This is a genomic window from uncultured Oscillibacter sp. (assembly GCF_900546705.1).
Taxonomy (GTDB): Bacteria; Bacillota; Clostridia; order Oscillospirales; family Oscillospiraceae; genus Oscillibacter.
Genome location: NZ_URDP01000003.1, coordinates 41717 through 55651, shown reverse-complemented (window position 1 = coordinate 55651; position 13935 = coordinate 41717). Strand labels below are relative to the sequence as shown.

The 13935-nt window shown below is 62.6% G+C and carries 19 protein-coding genes; 3 read left to right on the top strand and 16 right to left on the bottom strand.

Going from position 1 to position 13935, the window contains the following annotated elements; genetic code table 11:
* The 16 genes from QZS13_RS01430 to QZS13_RS01355 all read right to left on the bottom strand — a co-directional run bounded on the left by QZS13_RS01430 (position 1) and on the right by QZS13_RS01355 (position 11985).
* Complete coding sequence (locus tag QZS13_RS01430; protein WP_295584566.1) at positions 1-546, bottom strand: DUF21 domain-containing protein; 546 nt, start codon at positions 544-546, stop codon at positions 1-3.
* 831 nt (positions 547-1377) lie between these two features.
* On the bottom strand, positions 1378-2334 hold the full coding sequence (gene mmuM / locus QZS13_RS01425) for a homocysteine S-methyltransferase (protein WP_295584564.1): 957 nt from the start codon (positions 2332-2334) through the stop codon (positions 1378-1380).
* The gene (locus QZS13_RS01420) at positions 2335-3771 is read right to left on the bottom strand and encodes a sodium:alanine symporter family protein (protein WP_295584562.1); all 1437 of its coding nucleotides are present in this window, start codon (positions 3769-3771) and stop codon (positions 2335-2337) included. It lies immediately after the preceding gene.
* A 158-nt stretch (positions 3772-3929) separates the two neighbouring features.
* On the bottom strand, positions 3930-4811 hold the full coding sequence (locus tag QZS13_RS01415; RefSeq protein ID WP_295584560.1) for a polyprenyl synthetase family protein: 882 nt from the start codon (positions 4809-4811) through the stop codon (positions 3930-3932).
* Between the two features lies 1 nt (position 4812).
* Positions 4813-5046, bottom strand: coding sequence for an exodeoxyribonuclease VII small subunit (gene xseB, locus QZS13_RS01410; RefSeq protein WP_295584558.1), 234 nt, complete (start codon positions 5044-5046; stop codon positions 4813-4815).
* Positions 5021-6259: an exodeoxyribonuclease VII large subunit gene (gene xseA, locus QZS13_RS01405; RefSeq protein WP_295584554.1), complete on the bottom strand. Its 1239-nt coding sequence runs from the start codon at positions 6257-6259 to the stop codon at positions 5021-5023. The genes xseB and xseA overlap by 26 nt, the downstream gene beginning before the upstream one ends.
* 77 nt (positions 6260-6336) lie before the next feature.
* Positions 6337-6783: a transcription antitermination factor NusB gene (nusB, locus tag QZS13_RS01400; RefSeq protein ID WP_295584552.1), complete on the bottom strand. Its 447-nt coding sequence runs from the start codon at positions 6781-6783 to the stop codon at positions 6337-6339.
* A 45-nt stretch (positions 6784-6828) separates the two neighbouring features.
* Positions 6829-7206, bottom strand: a complete 378-nt coding sequence (locus tag QZS13_RS01395; protein WP_295584550.1) for an Asp23/Gls24 family envelope stress response protein — start codon at positions 7204-7206, stop codon at positions 6829-6831.
* Positions 7207-7303: 97 nt separating this feature from the next.
* Positions 7304-7906 (bottom strand): SpoIIIAH-like family protein, encoded by a 603-nt coding sequence (locus QZS13_RS01390; RefSeq protein WP_295584548.1) that lies wholly within the window; start codon positions 7904-7906, stop codon positions 7304-7306.
* 23 nt (positions 7907-7929) lie between these two features.
* Entirely contained in the window at positions 7930-8391 is a 462-nt protein-coding gene (locus QZS13_RS01385; protein ID WP_295584546.1) for a stage III sporulation protein AG, read from the bottom strand.
* A 34-nt stretch (positions 8392-8425) separates the two neighbouring features.
* Entirely contained in the window at positions 8426-8905 is a 480-nt protein-coding gene (locus QZS13_RS01380) for a stage III sporulation protein AF (protein WP_295584543.1), read from the bottom strand.
* Positions 8902-9984, bottom strand: a complete 1083-nt coding sequence (locus QZS13_RS01375) for a stage III sporulation protein AE (protein WP_295584540.1) — start codon at positions 9982-9984, stop codon at positions 8902-8904. The genes QZS13_RS01380 and QZS13_RS01375 overlap by 4 nt, the downstream gene beginning before the upstream one ends.
* On the bottom strand, positions 9981-10370 hold the full coding sequence (locus QZS13_RS01370; protein ID WP_295584538.1) for a SpoIIIAC/SpoIIIAD family protein: 390 nt from the start codon (positions 10368-10370) through the stop codon (positions 9981-9983). Before QZS13_RS01370 ends, QZS13_RS01375 begins: the two co-directional genes overlap by 4 nt.
* Before the next feature lie 2 nt (positions 10371-10372).
* On the bottom strand, positions 10373-10567 hold the full coding sequence (gene spoIIIAC, locus QZS13_RS01365) for a stage III sporulation protein AC (protein WP_295584536.1): 195 nt from the start codon (positions 10565-10567) through the stop codon (positions 10373-10375).
* A gap of 12 nt (positions 10568-10579) precedes the next feature.
* On the bottom strand, positions 10580-11077 hold the full coding sequence (locus QZS13_RS01360; RefSeq protein ID WP_295584534.1) for a stage III sporulation protein AB: 498 nt from the start codon (positions 11075-11077) through the stop codon (positions 10580-10582).
* Complete coding sequence (locus tag QZS13_RS01355) at positions 11074-11985, bottom strand: stage III sporulation protein AA (RefSeq protein WP_295584532.1); 912 nt, start codon at positions 11983-11985, stop codon at positions 11074-11076. Before QZS13_RS01355 ends, QZS13_RS01360 begins: the two co-directional genes overlap by 4 nt.
* 154 nt (positions 11986-12139) lie before the next feature.
* Here QZS13_RS01355 and QZS13_RS01350 point away from each other — a divergent pair, with 154 nt between their 5' ends.
* From QZS13_RS01350 to QZS13_RS01340, 3 genes are all read left to right on the top strand, one after another.
* Positions 12140-12343, top strand: coding sequence for a helix-turn-helix transcriptional regulator (locus tag QZS13_RS01350; protein WP_295584530.1), 204 nt, complete (start codon positions 12140-12142; stop codon positions 12341-12343).
* On the top strand, positions 12340-12756 hold the full coding sequence (locus tag QZS13_RS01345) for a hypothetical protein (protein WP_295584528.1): 417 nt from the start codon (positions 12340-12342) through the stop codon (positions 12754-12756). Before QZS13_RS01350 ends, QZS13_RS01345 begins: the two co-directional genes overlap by 4 nt.
* 89 nt (positions 12757-12845) lie before the next feature.
* Positions 12846-13925 carry a DUF3048 domain-containing protein gene (locus QZS13_RS01340; protein ID WP_295584526.1) on the top strand — a complete coding sequence of 360 codons (1080 nt, stop codon included), beginning with the start codon at positions 12846-12848 and terminating at the stop codon, positions 13923-13925.
* Positions 13926-13935: the final 10 nt, after the last annotated feature.

The following is a 13935-nucleotide window of genomic DNA, read 5'->3' as shown; positions in this document are numbered from 1 at the left end:
TCAGCGATGAAACACGTGCAGGAACCGTCCTGCCAGGAACACCACCTGGGTACTTTTTCGAATGGCAAACGTCTTGCCCAGCGCCTTTCCGCCGATGGTCAGCCCGGAAATCAGCGCCGTTACGCCAACACTCAGCAGCACAGTCTGGGTATTCAGGCTTCGCTGCAGCTGCGTCACGATCACCGCTGCGGTGGTGCCGCTGACGATGCCGCAGATGTCGCCCACCACATCGTTGCACACGCTAGAGACCCTGCTGGCGTTTTTCAGCAGACGCAGAGCCTCCCTCGCTCCCTTTTCCCTGTGGGCAGCCATGGAGTGAAAGGGTTTTTCATCTGCGGCGGTCACCGCCACGCCGATGATGTCAAACAAAATACCAAGACCGATAAACAGCGCCAAAATCACCAGCGCCACCGCCACACCGGCGCCGGCCATCAGCGATTCCGACGCCAAGCTCAGCGCCGCAGACAGCGTGACGGCAATGGTGAACACCGTGGCCACCCAGCCGTACTGGCCCATTTTTCGGTGCCCGGAACGGGTCTTTTTCAAGCAATCAACCTCCAAAGAGGAAAATTTTCAAAGTTGCTAAGGCGGCGGCAATGGAAAAGGTAAATCTTACGGCTTAGGTACGGGTAGGATTTCCCCGCGGCGCACCTCTCGTTGCCGATGGAGGCGGTTCCCCTTTCAGCGCCGCGGCAGGGCGTCGCCGTCCCTGCGGCCCGACTGCCACTTAGTCCGCACTGCAATCCCTTTTCCATCCACATGACAGCCTAGGTGATTTCCACCGCAGTCCGTCCGCTTCTTTAGCCTCTTTTGCAGACCGGGTTTCAAGGGGCGATCGCCGTCAGGGACTCTGGCCAGAGTCCAATGCGGCGTTGTTCCCCCATCCACCCACCCCACGCAAGGCAGGCTACGGCTGCACACAGCGTTACGGCCCCACATTGAGGCCGATGCACCGCATTGCAGGTTCAGTCATCTGCTTCGTACACAGGCCGGAATTACCTTGAGGCGTACGTCTGTGCACAAGAGCAGGTCTCCACGGAAACAGGGTCGGGATAACCATGCCATTGGAAAGCGCCCTGAGTCCGCAAGCACGCGTGGCGCGCTTCCCCCCAGCACCCACCCAAAACTGGGCGTATCAAGCAGGCACCAGAGGTTTCATCGGTGTGCCCTTCAGAGGATTTTTAGGCCCTCCCTAGGAAACGGCAGATCTGACTAGAATACTGCGCCGCCGCTTAGCATCCCTTAGTATAGCACGGGGACAATAATTATACAATATTCATTGTATATACAAAATGTGAATTTTTTGTGCCGACGTTGTTCTTCCAGCCAAAAACGCAAGCGCGGTTTCCCGGAATTCCGAGAAACCGCGCATTTTATTCAGCGTCCCAACTTCAGGAAGATCTCTCTGGCCCGGGCAACTTCCCGGATGTGGGAGTCCACCGTGCGGCAGCAGCCGCCCACGGCCCGGGCCCCCGCCCGCATCCACCGGTGGGCGTAGTCCCCGAAGGTGACGCCGTCCCGGCTGCCGTGCCAGGTCTTGGTAACAGGGTCGTACTCCTCGCCGCTGTTGGGGTATACCGCCACCGGCAGTGTACTGCTGCCCCGCAGTTCCCCGATCAGGTGCTCCACAAAATGAGGCGGCGTGCAGTTGACACCGATCATCCGAAGATGGGGATGCCCCTGAGCGAGCGCCGCAGCGCAGTCGGCAATCCGGTCCCCCTCGTGGATGTGGCTTCCGTCCCGGCAGGAAAAACTGATCCAGTAGTCGGCCCCCAGTTCCTCAGCGATCTCCGCCTCAATCAGCGCCTCGCGGAGGGAGGGCTGGGTCTCCAGCAGCAGCAGGTCGGCCCCGGACTCCCAGAGAATCTCCATGCGGCGGCGGTGGAAGTCCCGGAGGACCTCATCACTGACGCCGTAATTTCCCCGGTACTCGGAGCCGTCCGCCAGATACGCCCCATAGGGGCCCACGGCGCCCAGGCACAGCGGCAGGCAGCGGCCGCTGTCCCGGCCCTCCTGCTGCCACCAGCTCTTCCGGGCCTCCAGAAACAGCTCCACGGACCGGGCGATGCAATCCTCCGCCTCCCGCAGGGAGTAGCCCTTGGCGGTAAGGCCGGGGATAGTGGCCTGGTAGCTGGCGGTGATGCCGCAGTCGGCCCCTGCCCGGAAGTAGTTCAGATGCACCTGGCGGACCAGGTCGGGCTGTTCGGCCAGAGCCTTGGCTGTCCAAAGGGAGTCATTGAGATTGCAGCCCAGCGCCTCCAGGGCCGTGGACATGGAACCGTCAATGACCATGATGTTCGTCTTTGCAAGGGTTTCTTCCAGGGAAACACGCATTTAGAATTCTCCTTTCGCCTTTTCATCCACCGCTCCGTAGACCACGGGCTCCGGGTTCTCCCCCCGCTCCTGGGCCGGCACAAAACGGTCCCAGAAGTCGTGGAACAGCCGGAAGATCTCCTTTTGCTTGGTGTAGATGAACAGCAGTGTAATGATGACATAGATGGCGGAGAGCAGGTCCGTCATGGCCCACAGGGTGTCGGCCTCGATGTTGTAAAACAGCACACAGGGGAGCATGTAGTAGACCATATACACCCATGTAGCCCGGCGGTTGGCCTTGGTGTCACCAAAGGCATAGTTGACGGACTTGGCGCAACTGTAATACATACCGATGATGGTGGTCCAGGCGAAGATGGCGATGGCAATGGCCATGAACCAGCCGCCGAATTTTCCGTAAGCCACCTTAAAAGCCACGGTGGTCAGCTGGGCGCTGTCCACATCGGGGTAGTCGATGTAGGCGTTGGTGAGGATCAGGGACAGCGCGGTAACAGAGCAGACCACGATGGTGTCCAAAAACACCTCACCCCAGCCCCAGGACGCCTGACGGACGGGGTGGTCCGTCTTGGCGGAGGCGTGGGCGATGATGCCGTAGCCGGTACCGGCGTCATTGGAGTAAAGGCCCCGGGCAATGCCGTAGCGGATGGCATCCCGGACGGTGGCGCCGGCAAAGCCGCCTACGCCCGCCATGGGGGTGAAGGCACTCTTGAAAATAAGGCCGAAAGCGGAGGGAACGACGGACCAGTTCATGATGAGGATGCCCAGTCCTCCCAGGATGTAGAAGAGGGCCATAATGGGCACCACCCGTTCCATAATGGAGGAGATTCTCCTGAGGCCGCCGGCGATGGTCAAAAAGCAGGTGACGCCCAGCACGATCACAGAGATCAGCGGGTCAATGCCGAATCCCTCCTGCAACGAACTGGTGACTGACTCCGTCTGTACACAGCAGGTCCAGGGCCCCAGCACAAAGCAGGCCACCGACAGCACCACGGCGCCCTTTTTCCAGCCCAGGGCGTTTTTCATCACAAAGGAGCGGTCGCACATGTACTCGTCCATGGACTGGCTATACTTGACCCGGTACCGCTGGCCCAGGATGATCTCACAGGCCTTGGTAGACATACCCAGGAGGCCGGACACCCACATCCAGAACACGGCACCAGGACCGCCGGCAACGATGGCGGTGGCCACACCGCCGATATTTCCTACGCCGATGGTGTTGGCCATGGCCGTACAGGCAGCGGCGAAGCCGGAGACGGTGCCGGTTCCCTCCCCCTTTTGGAACATCTTCCCAAATGTATTGCGGAAGTTGAAGCCGACTTTGCGGAAATTATAACGGAAGCCGAAGCGGATTCCCAGGTACAACCCGGTTCCCACCAGAGCCACTGTCATGGGTGTTCCCCACAAAAAGTCCGAGATTGCGGTGATGATTTGCAGCAGCATGTACATTCCTCCCTTGGTGCTCGTGTCCTTTCACACACTAAATTGCCACATTATAGCATCCAACGGCGGAAATCGTCAACGCACCCCGGCAAATTTACCACCGGCATACTTCACAAAAAAAGGAGACCCCTCCCGGGGTCTCCTTGGCAGCGGCCCGATTACCGGTCCCGGACTGCCAGGCTGTCGGCCAAGGCGCAGAGGAAACCGTCCGTGTCCATACTGGCCACGGCATCCTTGGCAGCCTGAGTGCACCGCTCCACTGCGGCAGAGCAGCCGTCTGCGCCCAGGAGATCCACGAATGTGATCTTTCCCTCTTCCCGGTCCGATCCAATGGGCTTTCCGAATACGGCCGCGTCTCCAATCACGTCCAGCAGGTCATCGCGAATCTGGAAGGCCATGCCCAGCTGCTGGGCATACTCCGTGGCGGCGCGCAGCAGCGCCTCACTGCCGCCGGCAGCCCGGACGCCCATCCGGCAGGCACCCGCGATCATGGCACCGGTCTTGAGACGGTGTACCTCCCCCAGCTCCTCCTCCGTCTTGGGGGCGTGGAGCGTGTCAAGCACCTGGCCGGCCACCATGCCGTCGGCTCCGGCGGCACGGGCCAGTTCCAGAGCGCAGGCAGCCCGGCGGCCGTCGTCCAGCCCCGGCGCCGTCAAAATGAGGCGGAACGCCTCCGGCTGCAGAGCGTCACCCGCCAGCACCGCCAGCGTCTCGCCGTAAACCTTGTGGTTGGTGGGCTTGCCCCGGCGCAGATCGTCGTCATCCATACAGGGCAAGTCGTCGTGGATGAGGGAGTAGGTGTGTACCAGCTCCAGCGCACAGCCCACCGGCAGCGCCGTCTGCCACGTCTCCAGCCCCGCCAGCCGGGCAAACTCCAGCGTCATCACCGGCCGGATACGCTTGCCGCCGGCCAGAAGGCTGTAGCGCATAGACTCGTAGAGATCCGCCCAGTGGGGCTTTTCAGAAAACAGCCCGGAAAGATAGGTTTCCACCGCCTGGCGGTAAGTGCTGTACCGCTGGTCAAACAAAGACTTCTCCATATTACGTCTCCTCCTCAAACGGCAGCTCCACCGGTGCGCCGTCGCTGCCTTTCATCAGCTTGACCACCTGCTGTTCCGCCTGGTCCAGTTCCTGGGAGCACTGGGCAATCAGCGCCGTTCCCTCGGTAAACAGCGCCAGAGAATCCGCCAGAGGTGCGTCCCCTTTTTCCAGAGCCGCCACGATCTCCTCCAGCCGGCCCAGCTTCTGCTCAAACGTCCGCTTCTCTTCGCTCATCGTCTTGCTCCTTCCCATAGGGCTTCTCTACCCGGGCGGTAAAGCCGCCCTCGCCCAGTGTCACAGTCACGGTCTCGCCGGCAGCCACATCCCGCCAGCTTTTCAAAATGGAACCTTGTTCGTTCCGGGCTACGGCATAGCCCCGGCCCAGCACCGCCAGCGGACTCAGCGCGTCCAGCGATGCAGCCAGCGCGGAAAACCGCTGCCGCTTGCGGGCCGTCTGGGCGGAAGCCAGATCCCCCAGCCGCTGCTGCAGATGCACCAGCGACATGCGCTTATCCTGGATATACGCCCCGTGGTCCCGCAGGCACCGCTTGTCCGCCAGCGTCTCCAGATGCCTGCGCAGCGTCTCCAGACGGGTGATCTGCCCCTGCTCCAGCCGGATCTGCATCTCATGCAGCTGTCGGGCAAGCTCCATCCGGTCCGGCACCGCGATCTCCGCGGCATTGGACGGGGTGGAAGCCCGGGCATCCGCCACAAAATCGGCAATGGTCACGTCCGGCTCATGGCCCACGGCGGAGATGATGGGCGTTTGGCACTCATAGATGGCCCGGGCCACCCGTTCGTCGTTGAATGCCCACAGATCCTCCATAGAGCCGCCGCCCCGGCCCGTGATGATCACGTCGCCGATATGCCAGCGGTCGGCGTAACGGATGGCGCCGGCGATTTCCGGCGGAGCCTCCGCTCCCTGGACCCGCACCGGCAGCAAGATCACCTTGGCCAGCGGATAGCGCCGCCGGAGAATCCGGATCATATCGTGGACGGCGGCACCTGCGGAGGACGTGACCACCGCGATCCGCTCCGGGTAGGCCGGAAGCGGCTTTTTATGGGCAGGGTCGAAGAGTCCCTCCGCCTGGAGCTTGGCCTTGAGCTGTTCAAAGGCCACCGCCAGGTCCCCCGCCCCAAGGGGCGAGAGCGTATTGCAGTAGAGCTGGTAGGCTCCGTCCCGGGGAAAGACGGTGATGCGGCCGGAAGCCACCACCGCCATGCCGTTTTCCGGCCGGAAGCGCAGCTTGGACGCAGCGCCCTTGAACATGACGCACCGCAGTGCTCCCTCCGCGTCCTTGAGGGTAAAGTAATGGTGCCCGGACGGATACATTTTATAATTGGACAGCTCGCCCCGCACGCAGATGGACGAGAGCATGGGCTCCCCGTCCAGCAAGTGTTTGACCAGCTGGTTGACCTCGGCCACGCCGAAGATATGCTGTTCCATAGCGCCTCCCTTGCCTCCACACAAAAGCAGAGCCGGACGGCGGCCTTTGCCGCGTCCCGCTCTGCCAGTGTGCTCGCTCAGACGATCTCCTGGCGCACAAAGCTGCCCAGGATTCCGTTGATAAACTTCACCGTCTCCGGCGTCTCGTACTTTTTGGCGATCTCCACCGCCTCATTGATGGAAACGCCGTTGGGGATGTCCGGCATGTAGAGGATCTCATACATGGCCACCCGCATGATAGCCGACGCCACCAGCGGAATACGGGCAAAATTCCAGCCCTTTGCGTATTTTGCGATATAGCCGTCCAGTTCAGCGCCGTGCTGTGCCACGCCTTTGACCAGCCGCCGAATATACTCGGCCTGCTTGGCGTTGGGGGCCTCGGCATACAGCTCATCCTCCGCCGCCAGTGTGGCAAAGGTCTCCGGCGTCAGCCGCTCATCCAGCAGCTGATCGATGGGCCGGTCTGTAAAGCTCAGCTCATAGGAGAGGTGAATTGCTATTTCCCGTGCGGTATTCCGTACCATAAATCAAATCGTCCTTTTCTCTCTCGTAAAACAAGCGCCGCAGGCTCAGGCCAGCGTCACGCCGCCCACATGGATATTCACAGCGCCCACCGAACAGCCGGTCATAGCCTCCACGGCGGAGGCAACAGCCTTCTGCACGTTCTCCGCCACCTCGGGAATGGGGTGGCCGAACTGCACCGTCAGGTACAAATCCAGCGTCAGTGCTGTGCCGGTCATGTCGATCTTGACGCCCTTGAGCCCCTTCTGGGCGTTTTTCTTGTTGTTCACCAGATCGGTGACGCTGCCGCCCAGATTGGTCATCATGCCGGAAACACCCTCCACCTCGCGGACGGCGCCCACGGCGATGGCGGCAATGACCTCCTCGGAGATGTTGATGCTGCCGTTCTCCTCCGGCAGGGTCATATATTCCTTGCTTTCGCCCATGGTATCTTCTCCTTATCCATCCTTGGGAACCAGGCACGCCTGTCTCCCTGCATTTCTGGATAGTTATTTTACCATGAAGGCGGGAAAATTACAACCTTTAATTTGCCGCCATGATGCGCACGCTGCTGGCAGGATACCCGGTTTCGTTGACGGTGATGTCCGTAATCTTGGCCACATCCTCCTCCGTCAGCTCCCCGGTGTCGGTGGCCACCACCACGCTGACGCCCTCGTCGCCCATGAACGCCACACAGTCCGTGTAGCCCTTGGCCGTCACCAGGTTTTCGATCTGGGCCTCCTTCATGGTGTAGCCTGCCAGGACGGCAATGCCCTCGGAAGCCTCTGTGGCCGCCGCCTCACCGGCCCCCTCCTGCTCCGCTGCCTCCTGCAAAAGGGACACGGCGCTGTCCCGGGCCTGCTGACGGGTGAGCCGGGCGGAGGCAAAGTAGTCCGAGCCTGTGTACACGGCCTCCTCCCCCGTGGGATCACCTGCGGCAGAAGCCGCCTCGGGATCGTCGCCCTCCACGCCGGATACCAGCTGCGCCTCGCCCAGGATCTTGGTACCGTCCTCCTGGCTCTGGGCCTGCTGTTCCACGGCGTCCGCCGCCTGCTGCCCCGTGTACTTCCAGTTCAGCGCCGCTGCCGCGCAGACCAGAAGCGCCATGGTCACCACCACTGCGTTGCGTTTGAATCTGCCCTTCATTTCTCCTCTCCTCCTCCAGATAATCACTGCCATTTTGCCACGGTGACGCGGTCTGCGGTGAGCCCCGTCAGAACCGTCACCGCCTCCGTGACCGCCAGCCGCACCGACGCCTGGCCGCCCCCCTGACACACCACCAGCGCCCCCCGGTACGTGGGGCTCCACTGCCGGGTCACCACCGGCTCGTCGCCCTGTGCCCCGTCCACCAGTACCGTCTCGTTGGTACGCTGATAGTCGTCGGGCGCCTGGGGCGACCCGCTGTAGGAGAGTTCCCCATCCGTTGCAAGCTGGCGCTGCCCGTCGTCCTGTACCGTCAGCAGCACCCGCACCTGCCCCACGCCGTCCATCTTTCCCAGAATTTCCTCCAGCTCCCGGGCCAGCGTCTCCGCCTCCTCCTGCTGCCCGTCGCTGCCGCTGGGACTGGCGGTGGAGCCTCTCCCACTCGGCCATAACAGCAGCGCGGCGCCGATCAGCATCACCAGACCCACAAATTTGTATCTGTCCCATAGCCTTCGCACTCCTTCAATTTTCCCCTTCCGCTCCATGCCAAACCTGCCTCTCCGCGGGGATATCCAGCTCCCCTTCGATCCACGCCGCCAGCTCCGCCGAACGCGGCATTTCCAGTTCCACCGACCACGGAAGCGGGACGCCCTCCTCCGTCGGTTTCGTCTCCACCCGGCAAGTGCCCGCAAGGCCCATGGAAGCGGCTTTGTCCGATATATATGCCTCCGTCCGCTCCTCTATGCCTTCCGCCAGAGCCGTTTCGTTCTCCTCTTCCAGCTGCCGCTCCAGCCGCTCCATCTCCCCGGCGTAGTCCGGCAGCGCAAAGCGTACGGCCCCCAGCTTTGCCAGCGGCTGCGCCAGCGCGGCCAGAAGCACCAATCCCCCGATAAATGCAGCCACACGGCTCATGGTTCCGCCCGGTACCAGCACCCGCACCACAGCCAGCAGCATACAAAGGGCCACCAGGGAGATCATCCACTGCCGCAGTCCCTCTATCATGGCACCACCGCCCCGGCAAAAGAGAGAAGAGAGATCAGCAGCAGCAGTGCACATGCACCGGTCATGCCCAGCACCAGCCCAAACGCGCCGCCCAGGCCGTCAATCAGGCGGCACAGCTCCGGCGGGCCTACCATGGCTGCAAAAAATCCGGCCAGTTTATAGAGCAGGTACTGGACGCCCAGCTGCAAAAAAGGATAGGCACAAGCCCCCAGAATCGCCAGCATTCCTCCTACGCCGATGACGCCCCGCAGCATACCCGCTCCGGCCAGCACCGTCTCCGACGCCTCGGCGATGATCCCGCCCACCACCGGCACCACGCCGGAAATGGCCGTCTTGGCCACCTTGACGCTGAGGCTGTCCGCTGCGCCGGAAACCACCCGTACCGCAGAAAGGTACAGAGTAAAGGCCAGAAGCGGCGTGGTCAGCAGCCAGACGATGACCTTTTTCAGTCCTCCCGCCAGCACCTCCAGCCGGTTGCCCGGCAGACACGCAGCGGCGGTCAGCAGCGCCGTGTAGAGGTAGACCGCCGGGATCAGCACGCTGTTGATGAGCCGCAGCAGCAGGTCCACCAAAATGACGGCGCTCACCTGCTGGGCTGTAGCGGAAGAAACAGCCCCGGAGGCGGCGGTAGCTGCCGCCATAGCCGGCAGCAGCACCGTGGAAAAGTTCCCCAGACTCCGGATGGTCTCCGCCCCCAGGCCGATCAGATCCCCCAGACTCCCGGTGGTCACCATGGTCACAGACACGGCTCCCACCATGGGCAAAAAGGGCAGTGCGCTGCCGCCCGAAGCGCGGTGAAACCCATCCACCGCGCCGCACAGCACCGCCGTCAGCAGTACGGCCGCTGCTCCCCGAAGCCGCTGGCGCACCACGTCTGCCGCCTGCTCTGTCACAGAGTCCAAAATACCGCTCAGTCCGCTCCCCAGTGCCCCGGCGCCGTCGGTGAGCTCCACATCCTCCAGGATCTCTTCCGTTCCCTCCGGCAGTGCACGCTCCACCTCTTCCGGAAGCTGGACGCACTTGGCCCGCACCGTCAACAAAAGCAGCGCCGCCGCCACGAAAATCATCCATCGTCTCATGCCATCAGCTCCATCATCAGTTCCAGCACTGTCCGCAGAAGGGGCAGCGCCGCCGTCAGTGCGCAGACGGCGCCCGCCGTCTCCACCACCTTCCCCAGGGCCGACTCCCCCGCGTCCGTGCACAGTCCCGCGCCCACCCGTACCACCAGGGCGATGCCCACCGTTTTATAAAGCGGCACCAGAAGCCCGTTGGGGATGCCGCTGCGCTGCGCCAGCTCCTTCAGAAAATCCAGCAGCTCTCCCAGGGCCTGTCCCACAGCCAGCAGCACCGTTACCGCCGCGCAGATGCTCAATAGCAGCGCGGTCTCCGGGCTTCCCCGGCGGATGGTCAGTGCCAGCACAGCCCCCGCCACACAAAGCCCCGTCACCTGAATGGCCTGTTCCATATTCAAAATCCGAACAGGGTGCGGATCAGCTCGAAGAGGTCGCTGATCTGCCGCACCATCATCATCAGCACCACCACCAGCCCCGCCAGGGTGGTCATCATCGCCTGTTCCTCCCGGCCGGAGCGAACCAGCAGCTGATTGAGCACCGCCACCAGAATCCCGATGGCGGCAATTTTAAAAATCAAATCCACATCCATAAGCCGCATCCCTCATATCAGCAAGATCACCAGCAGCGCCGAGCCGGACAGCCACAGCGCCGTGGCCCGTTTTTCCGCCTCGGGACGCTGCCGGTCCCACTCCTCCAAAAGCCGCTCCAGCTGCCGCCCGACCCCCGCCAGAGCCCGGCAGGCGGCCTCTTCGTCGCCGGCCAGATGCCAGCCCAGCGCCGTCAGCGCCGTCAGTTCCTCCCGGGGCAGCATCATGCACGAAGCCGCCTGCTCCCAGGCATCTCCCAGCCGCTCCCCCGCATCCAGTCCGGCAGCAGCACACCGGAAGAAGGCACCCGTCTCTCCCTTGCAGCGCTCCCCCATGGTTTCAAGCAGCGCCGGCATGGGCGTGCGGGCCATGCGGATCTCCTCCCCCATTCGGTCCAGGGCGTCTGCCAGAGATGCCAGCATGTCCCGTCGGTGCCTGCGCTCGGAGAGCTCCGCCCACCGGGCCCAAAGTCCCGCCGCCAATACAAAGAGCGCCCCCAAAATCTTGTTCATCCCAGTTCCTCCACGGTATAGGTCCTCGCCCCGTCTTCCTGCCGTCGGATGCACACCGCCAGGCAAAAGACGTGCTCTGCGAGCAGCCGGCGGTACAGGGGCTTTTCCTCCAGCTCCCGCCGGTCCGCTGCGTGGATGGTAGCCAGCAATCCCACGCCGCACCCGGCCGAGAGCACCATAGCCTCCAGATCCCGCTGACAGGTAATCTCGTCCACAGCGATGACCTGAGGATTCATGGCCCGCAGCACCATGGGAATTCCCAGCGCCTTGGGACAGCCATCCAGCACATCGGTGCGTCGGCCCACATTCATCTGGGGGCAGCCGTTCCACATGACAGCCACCTCTCCCCGCTCGTCAATAAGGGATACCCGCCGGACCGGACAGCCGTCTCCGTCAGAGAGACATCGTACCAGATCCCGCAGCAGCGTCGTCTTGCCTCCGCCGGGCGGTGACAAAATCAGCGTACTCAAAAATCGCCCCTGCCGGAACAGTTTCGGTGCCAATGCCCGGCCAATCCCAACTTTTTCCCGCCCGATCCGCAGCACAGCCGAAGAAAGCCGGGTCATGCCGGTGCTCTCTCCGCCCTTCATTACCGCCGAGCCGCAAAGGCCCAGCCGAAATCCGCCCCGGACCGGCAGGTAGCCCTGCCGGATGGTCTCCGCCGCCGCATAGCGGGAGTACTCCGCCGCCCGGTCGCACAGCGTCTCCAGAGTCCGTGGTGTCACCGTCACCGGCAGCGGCCGCTCTTCGTTCCCCAGCAGCGCCGTCATGGGCCGTCCCGCCCGGAACCGCAGTTCCTCTGTCCGCCGCCGCAGCGGCGGCGGCAGTGTCAGCGCCGCCCGCCGCAGTTCTTCCGGCAGCAGCGCCACCGCTTCCTCATAGCGCGTGTCCGTCCGCTCTTCTTCCAAGGGCCATGCCCCCTTTCTTTTGTTACTCCACTGTATGAGAGGTTGTCCCCGGTTATGCCCCCAATTTGATGGAAAGCTTGCTTGACATTTGCGCAGCCGCGTGCTATGGTGAAGCTATGGAAAGGACGCTTTCCATTTCAGGAGGAATGTGCACATGAAAAACAATCTGGAGGCACTGCGCAAGGCCCGGGGCATCAGGCAGGAGGAGCTGGCCGAGGCGCTGGAGGTCTCCCGGCAGACCATCGGCTCTTTGGAAAACGGGCGCTACAACCCCTCTATCCTGCTGGCGTTCAAAATCGCCCGCTACTTCGACCTTGCCATCGAGGATATTTTCATCTATGAGGAGGATGCCAAATGAGACGCAAAACAAAAGGCTATCTGGCCATAGGCACCGCAGGGCTGCTGCTGGCCATGGTGAGTCTGGTGCTGGAGCACCGCATCCCGGACACGGTGGGCGCTACGGGTACCGCAATCGGCATGGGACTGTTTGCTTTCGGCTTTTCCAAATTCCGCACACTGCGGTGGGAAGAAAAAGAGCCCGAAATCATGCACAGAGCACAGATCGAGGAAAACGACGAACGCAACATCGCCATCCGCCGCCGTGCCCAGGCGGTGTCCGGTGAGGTACTGCAATGGACGGTCCTGGTGGCGGCGTGGGTCTCCATCGGGCTGGACGCGCCACTGTGGGTAACGGTAGCCGCCGTGGGTGTGTTTCTGGCCAAATCCTTTTTGGACCTGTTCCTGATTTTCCACTACCGCAAGCAGATGTAGTTTTGTCGAAAAAGGGCGTTTTCCGCCTTGACGGCCTGCCCGTGCGGTTGGTATCATAAGGAAAACGAAACCGGAAAGGCGGCGGAGACATGGATAAGCGGATCAGAGTCCTCTTTCTCTCGGCGGCGCTGCTGCTGAGCCTGGCAGGCTGCGGCAAGGAGCCGGAGCCAGAACCGGAGCCGGAAGTCACGCCGCCTCCGGTAGAGGAACCGGAACCGGAGCCGGAGCCCTATGTTCCCGCCGGGATGAACCCTCTGACCGGAGAGCCCATGGAGCCGGAGTTTGAGGACGACCGCCCGGTGGCCGTCATGTTCAACAACCTGAAGATCGCCCAGCCCCAGCTGGGTATCTCCCAGGCGGACATCATCTATGAGGTGCCCGCCGAGGGCGGTATCACCCGCATGCTGGCCGTCTACCAGACCCTGGAGGGCGTGGGGGATTTGGGCAGCATCCGCTCCACCCGCCCTTATTACCTGGAGCTGGCGCTGGGACACGACGCGCTGCTGGTGCATGCCGGCGGCAGCCCGGACGCCTATGATGATATCTCCGCCTGGGGCGTAGACAACATGGACGGCGTCAACGGCGGCTCCGACGCCAAGATCTTCTGGCGGGACGCGGACCGGCGCAAGTCCATGGGATACGAGCACAGCATGCTCACCTCCGCCTCTGCCATCGGGGACTACCTGGCCCAGGGGCACTTTCCCACGGAGCACGCAGACGGCTACACCTACACCCAGACCTTTGTTCCGGACGGTACTCCGTCCGGCGGGGAACCCGCCGTCTCCGTGACGCTGCACTATACCAGCTATAAAACCGGTCAGTTCGACTACGATGCCCAAAGCGGCCAATACCTTGCCAGCCAGTACGGTGCACCTTATGTGGACGGAGCCACCGGCCGGCAGGTATCCGCCACCAACGTGCTCATTCTGGAGACTTCCATCTCCGTGATTCCCGGCGACACAGCAGGCCGTCTGCGGGTGACGCTCACCGGCAGCGGAGACGGTATGTTCTTCTGCGGCGGAAAGGCAGTCCCCATCCGCTGGAGCAAGACAGACCGGAACAGTCCCTTCGTCTATACGCTGACAGACGGTACTCCCCTGGCTTTGGGGCAGGGCTCCAGCTACGTCTGCATTGTAAGTCCCCGAACCAGCACCCTGACCTATGAATAAGAAAAGCGGC

Excerpts from the sequence above, each read along its gene's own strand:
- mmuM (WP_295584564.1), bottom strand. The coding sequence starts at position 2,334 with ATGCGTGTTTCCCTGGAAGAAACCCTTGCAAAGACGAACATCATGGTC.
- QZS13_RS01420 (WP_295584562.1), bottom strand. The coding sequence starts at position 3,771 with ATGCTGCTGCAAATCATCACCGCAATCTCGGACTTTTTGTGGGGAACA.
- QZS13_RS01415 (WP_295584560.1), bottom strand. The coding sequence starts at position 4,811 with ATGGAGAAGTCTTTGTTTGACCAGCGGTACAGCACTTACCGCCAGGCG.
- xseB (WP_295584558.1), bottom strand. The coding sequence starts at position 5,046 with ATGAGCGAAGAGAAGCGGACGTTTGAGCAGAAGCTGGGCCGGCTGGAG.
- xseA (WP_295584554.1), bottom strand. The coding sequence starts at position 6,259 with ATGGAACAGCATATCTTCGGCGTGGCCGAGGTCAACCAGCTGGTCAAA.
- nusB (WP_295584552.1), bottom strand. The coding sequence starts at position 6,783 with ATGGTACGGAATACCGCACGGGAAATAGCAATTCACCTCTCCTATGAG.
- QZS13_RS01395 (WP_295584550.1), bottom strand. The coding sequence starts at position 7,206 with ATGGGCGAAAGCAAGGAATATATGACCCTGCCGGAGGAGAACGGCAGC.
- QZS13_RS01390 (WP_295584548.1), bottom strand. The coding sequence starts at position 7,906 with ATGAAGGGCAGATTCAAACGCAACGCAGTGGTGGTGACCATGGCGCTT.
- QZS13_RS01380 (WP_295584543.1), bottom strand. The coding sequence starts at position 8,905 with ATGATAGAGGGACTGCGGCAGTGGATGATCTCCCTGGTGGCCCTTTGT.
- QZS13_RS01375 (WP_295584540.1), bottom strand. The coding sequence starts at position 9,984 with ATGAGACGATGGATGATTTTCGTGGCGGCGGCGCTGCTTTTGTTGACG.
- QZS13_RS01370 (WP_295584538.1), bottom strand. The coding sequence starts at position 10,370 with ATGGAACAGGCCATTCAGGTGACGGGGCTTTGTGTGGCGGGGGCTGTG.
- spoIIIAC (WP_295584536.1), bottom strand. The coding sequence starts at position 10,567 with ATGGATGTGGATTTGATTTTTAAAATTGCCGCCATCGGGATTCTGGTG.
- QZS13_RS01360 (WP_295584534.1), bottom strand. The coding sequence starts at position 11,077 with ATGAACAAGATTTTGGGGGCGCTCTTTGTATTGGCGGCGGGACTTTGG.
- QZS13_RS01350 (WP_295584530.1), top strand. The coding sequence starts at position 12,140 with ATGAAAAACAATCTGGAGGCACTGCGCAAGGCCCGGGGCATCAGGCAG.
- QZS13_RS01345 (WP_295584528.1), top strand. The coding sequence starts at position 12,340 with ATGAGACGCAAAACAAAAGGCTATCTGGCCATAGGCACCGCAGGGCTG.
- QZS13_RS01340 (WP_295584526.1), top strand. The coding sequence starts at position 12,846 with ATGGATAAGCGGATCAGAGTCCTCTTTCTCTCGGCGGCGCTGCTGCTG.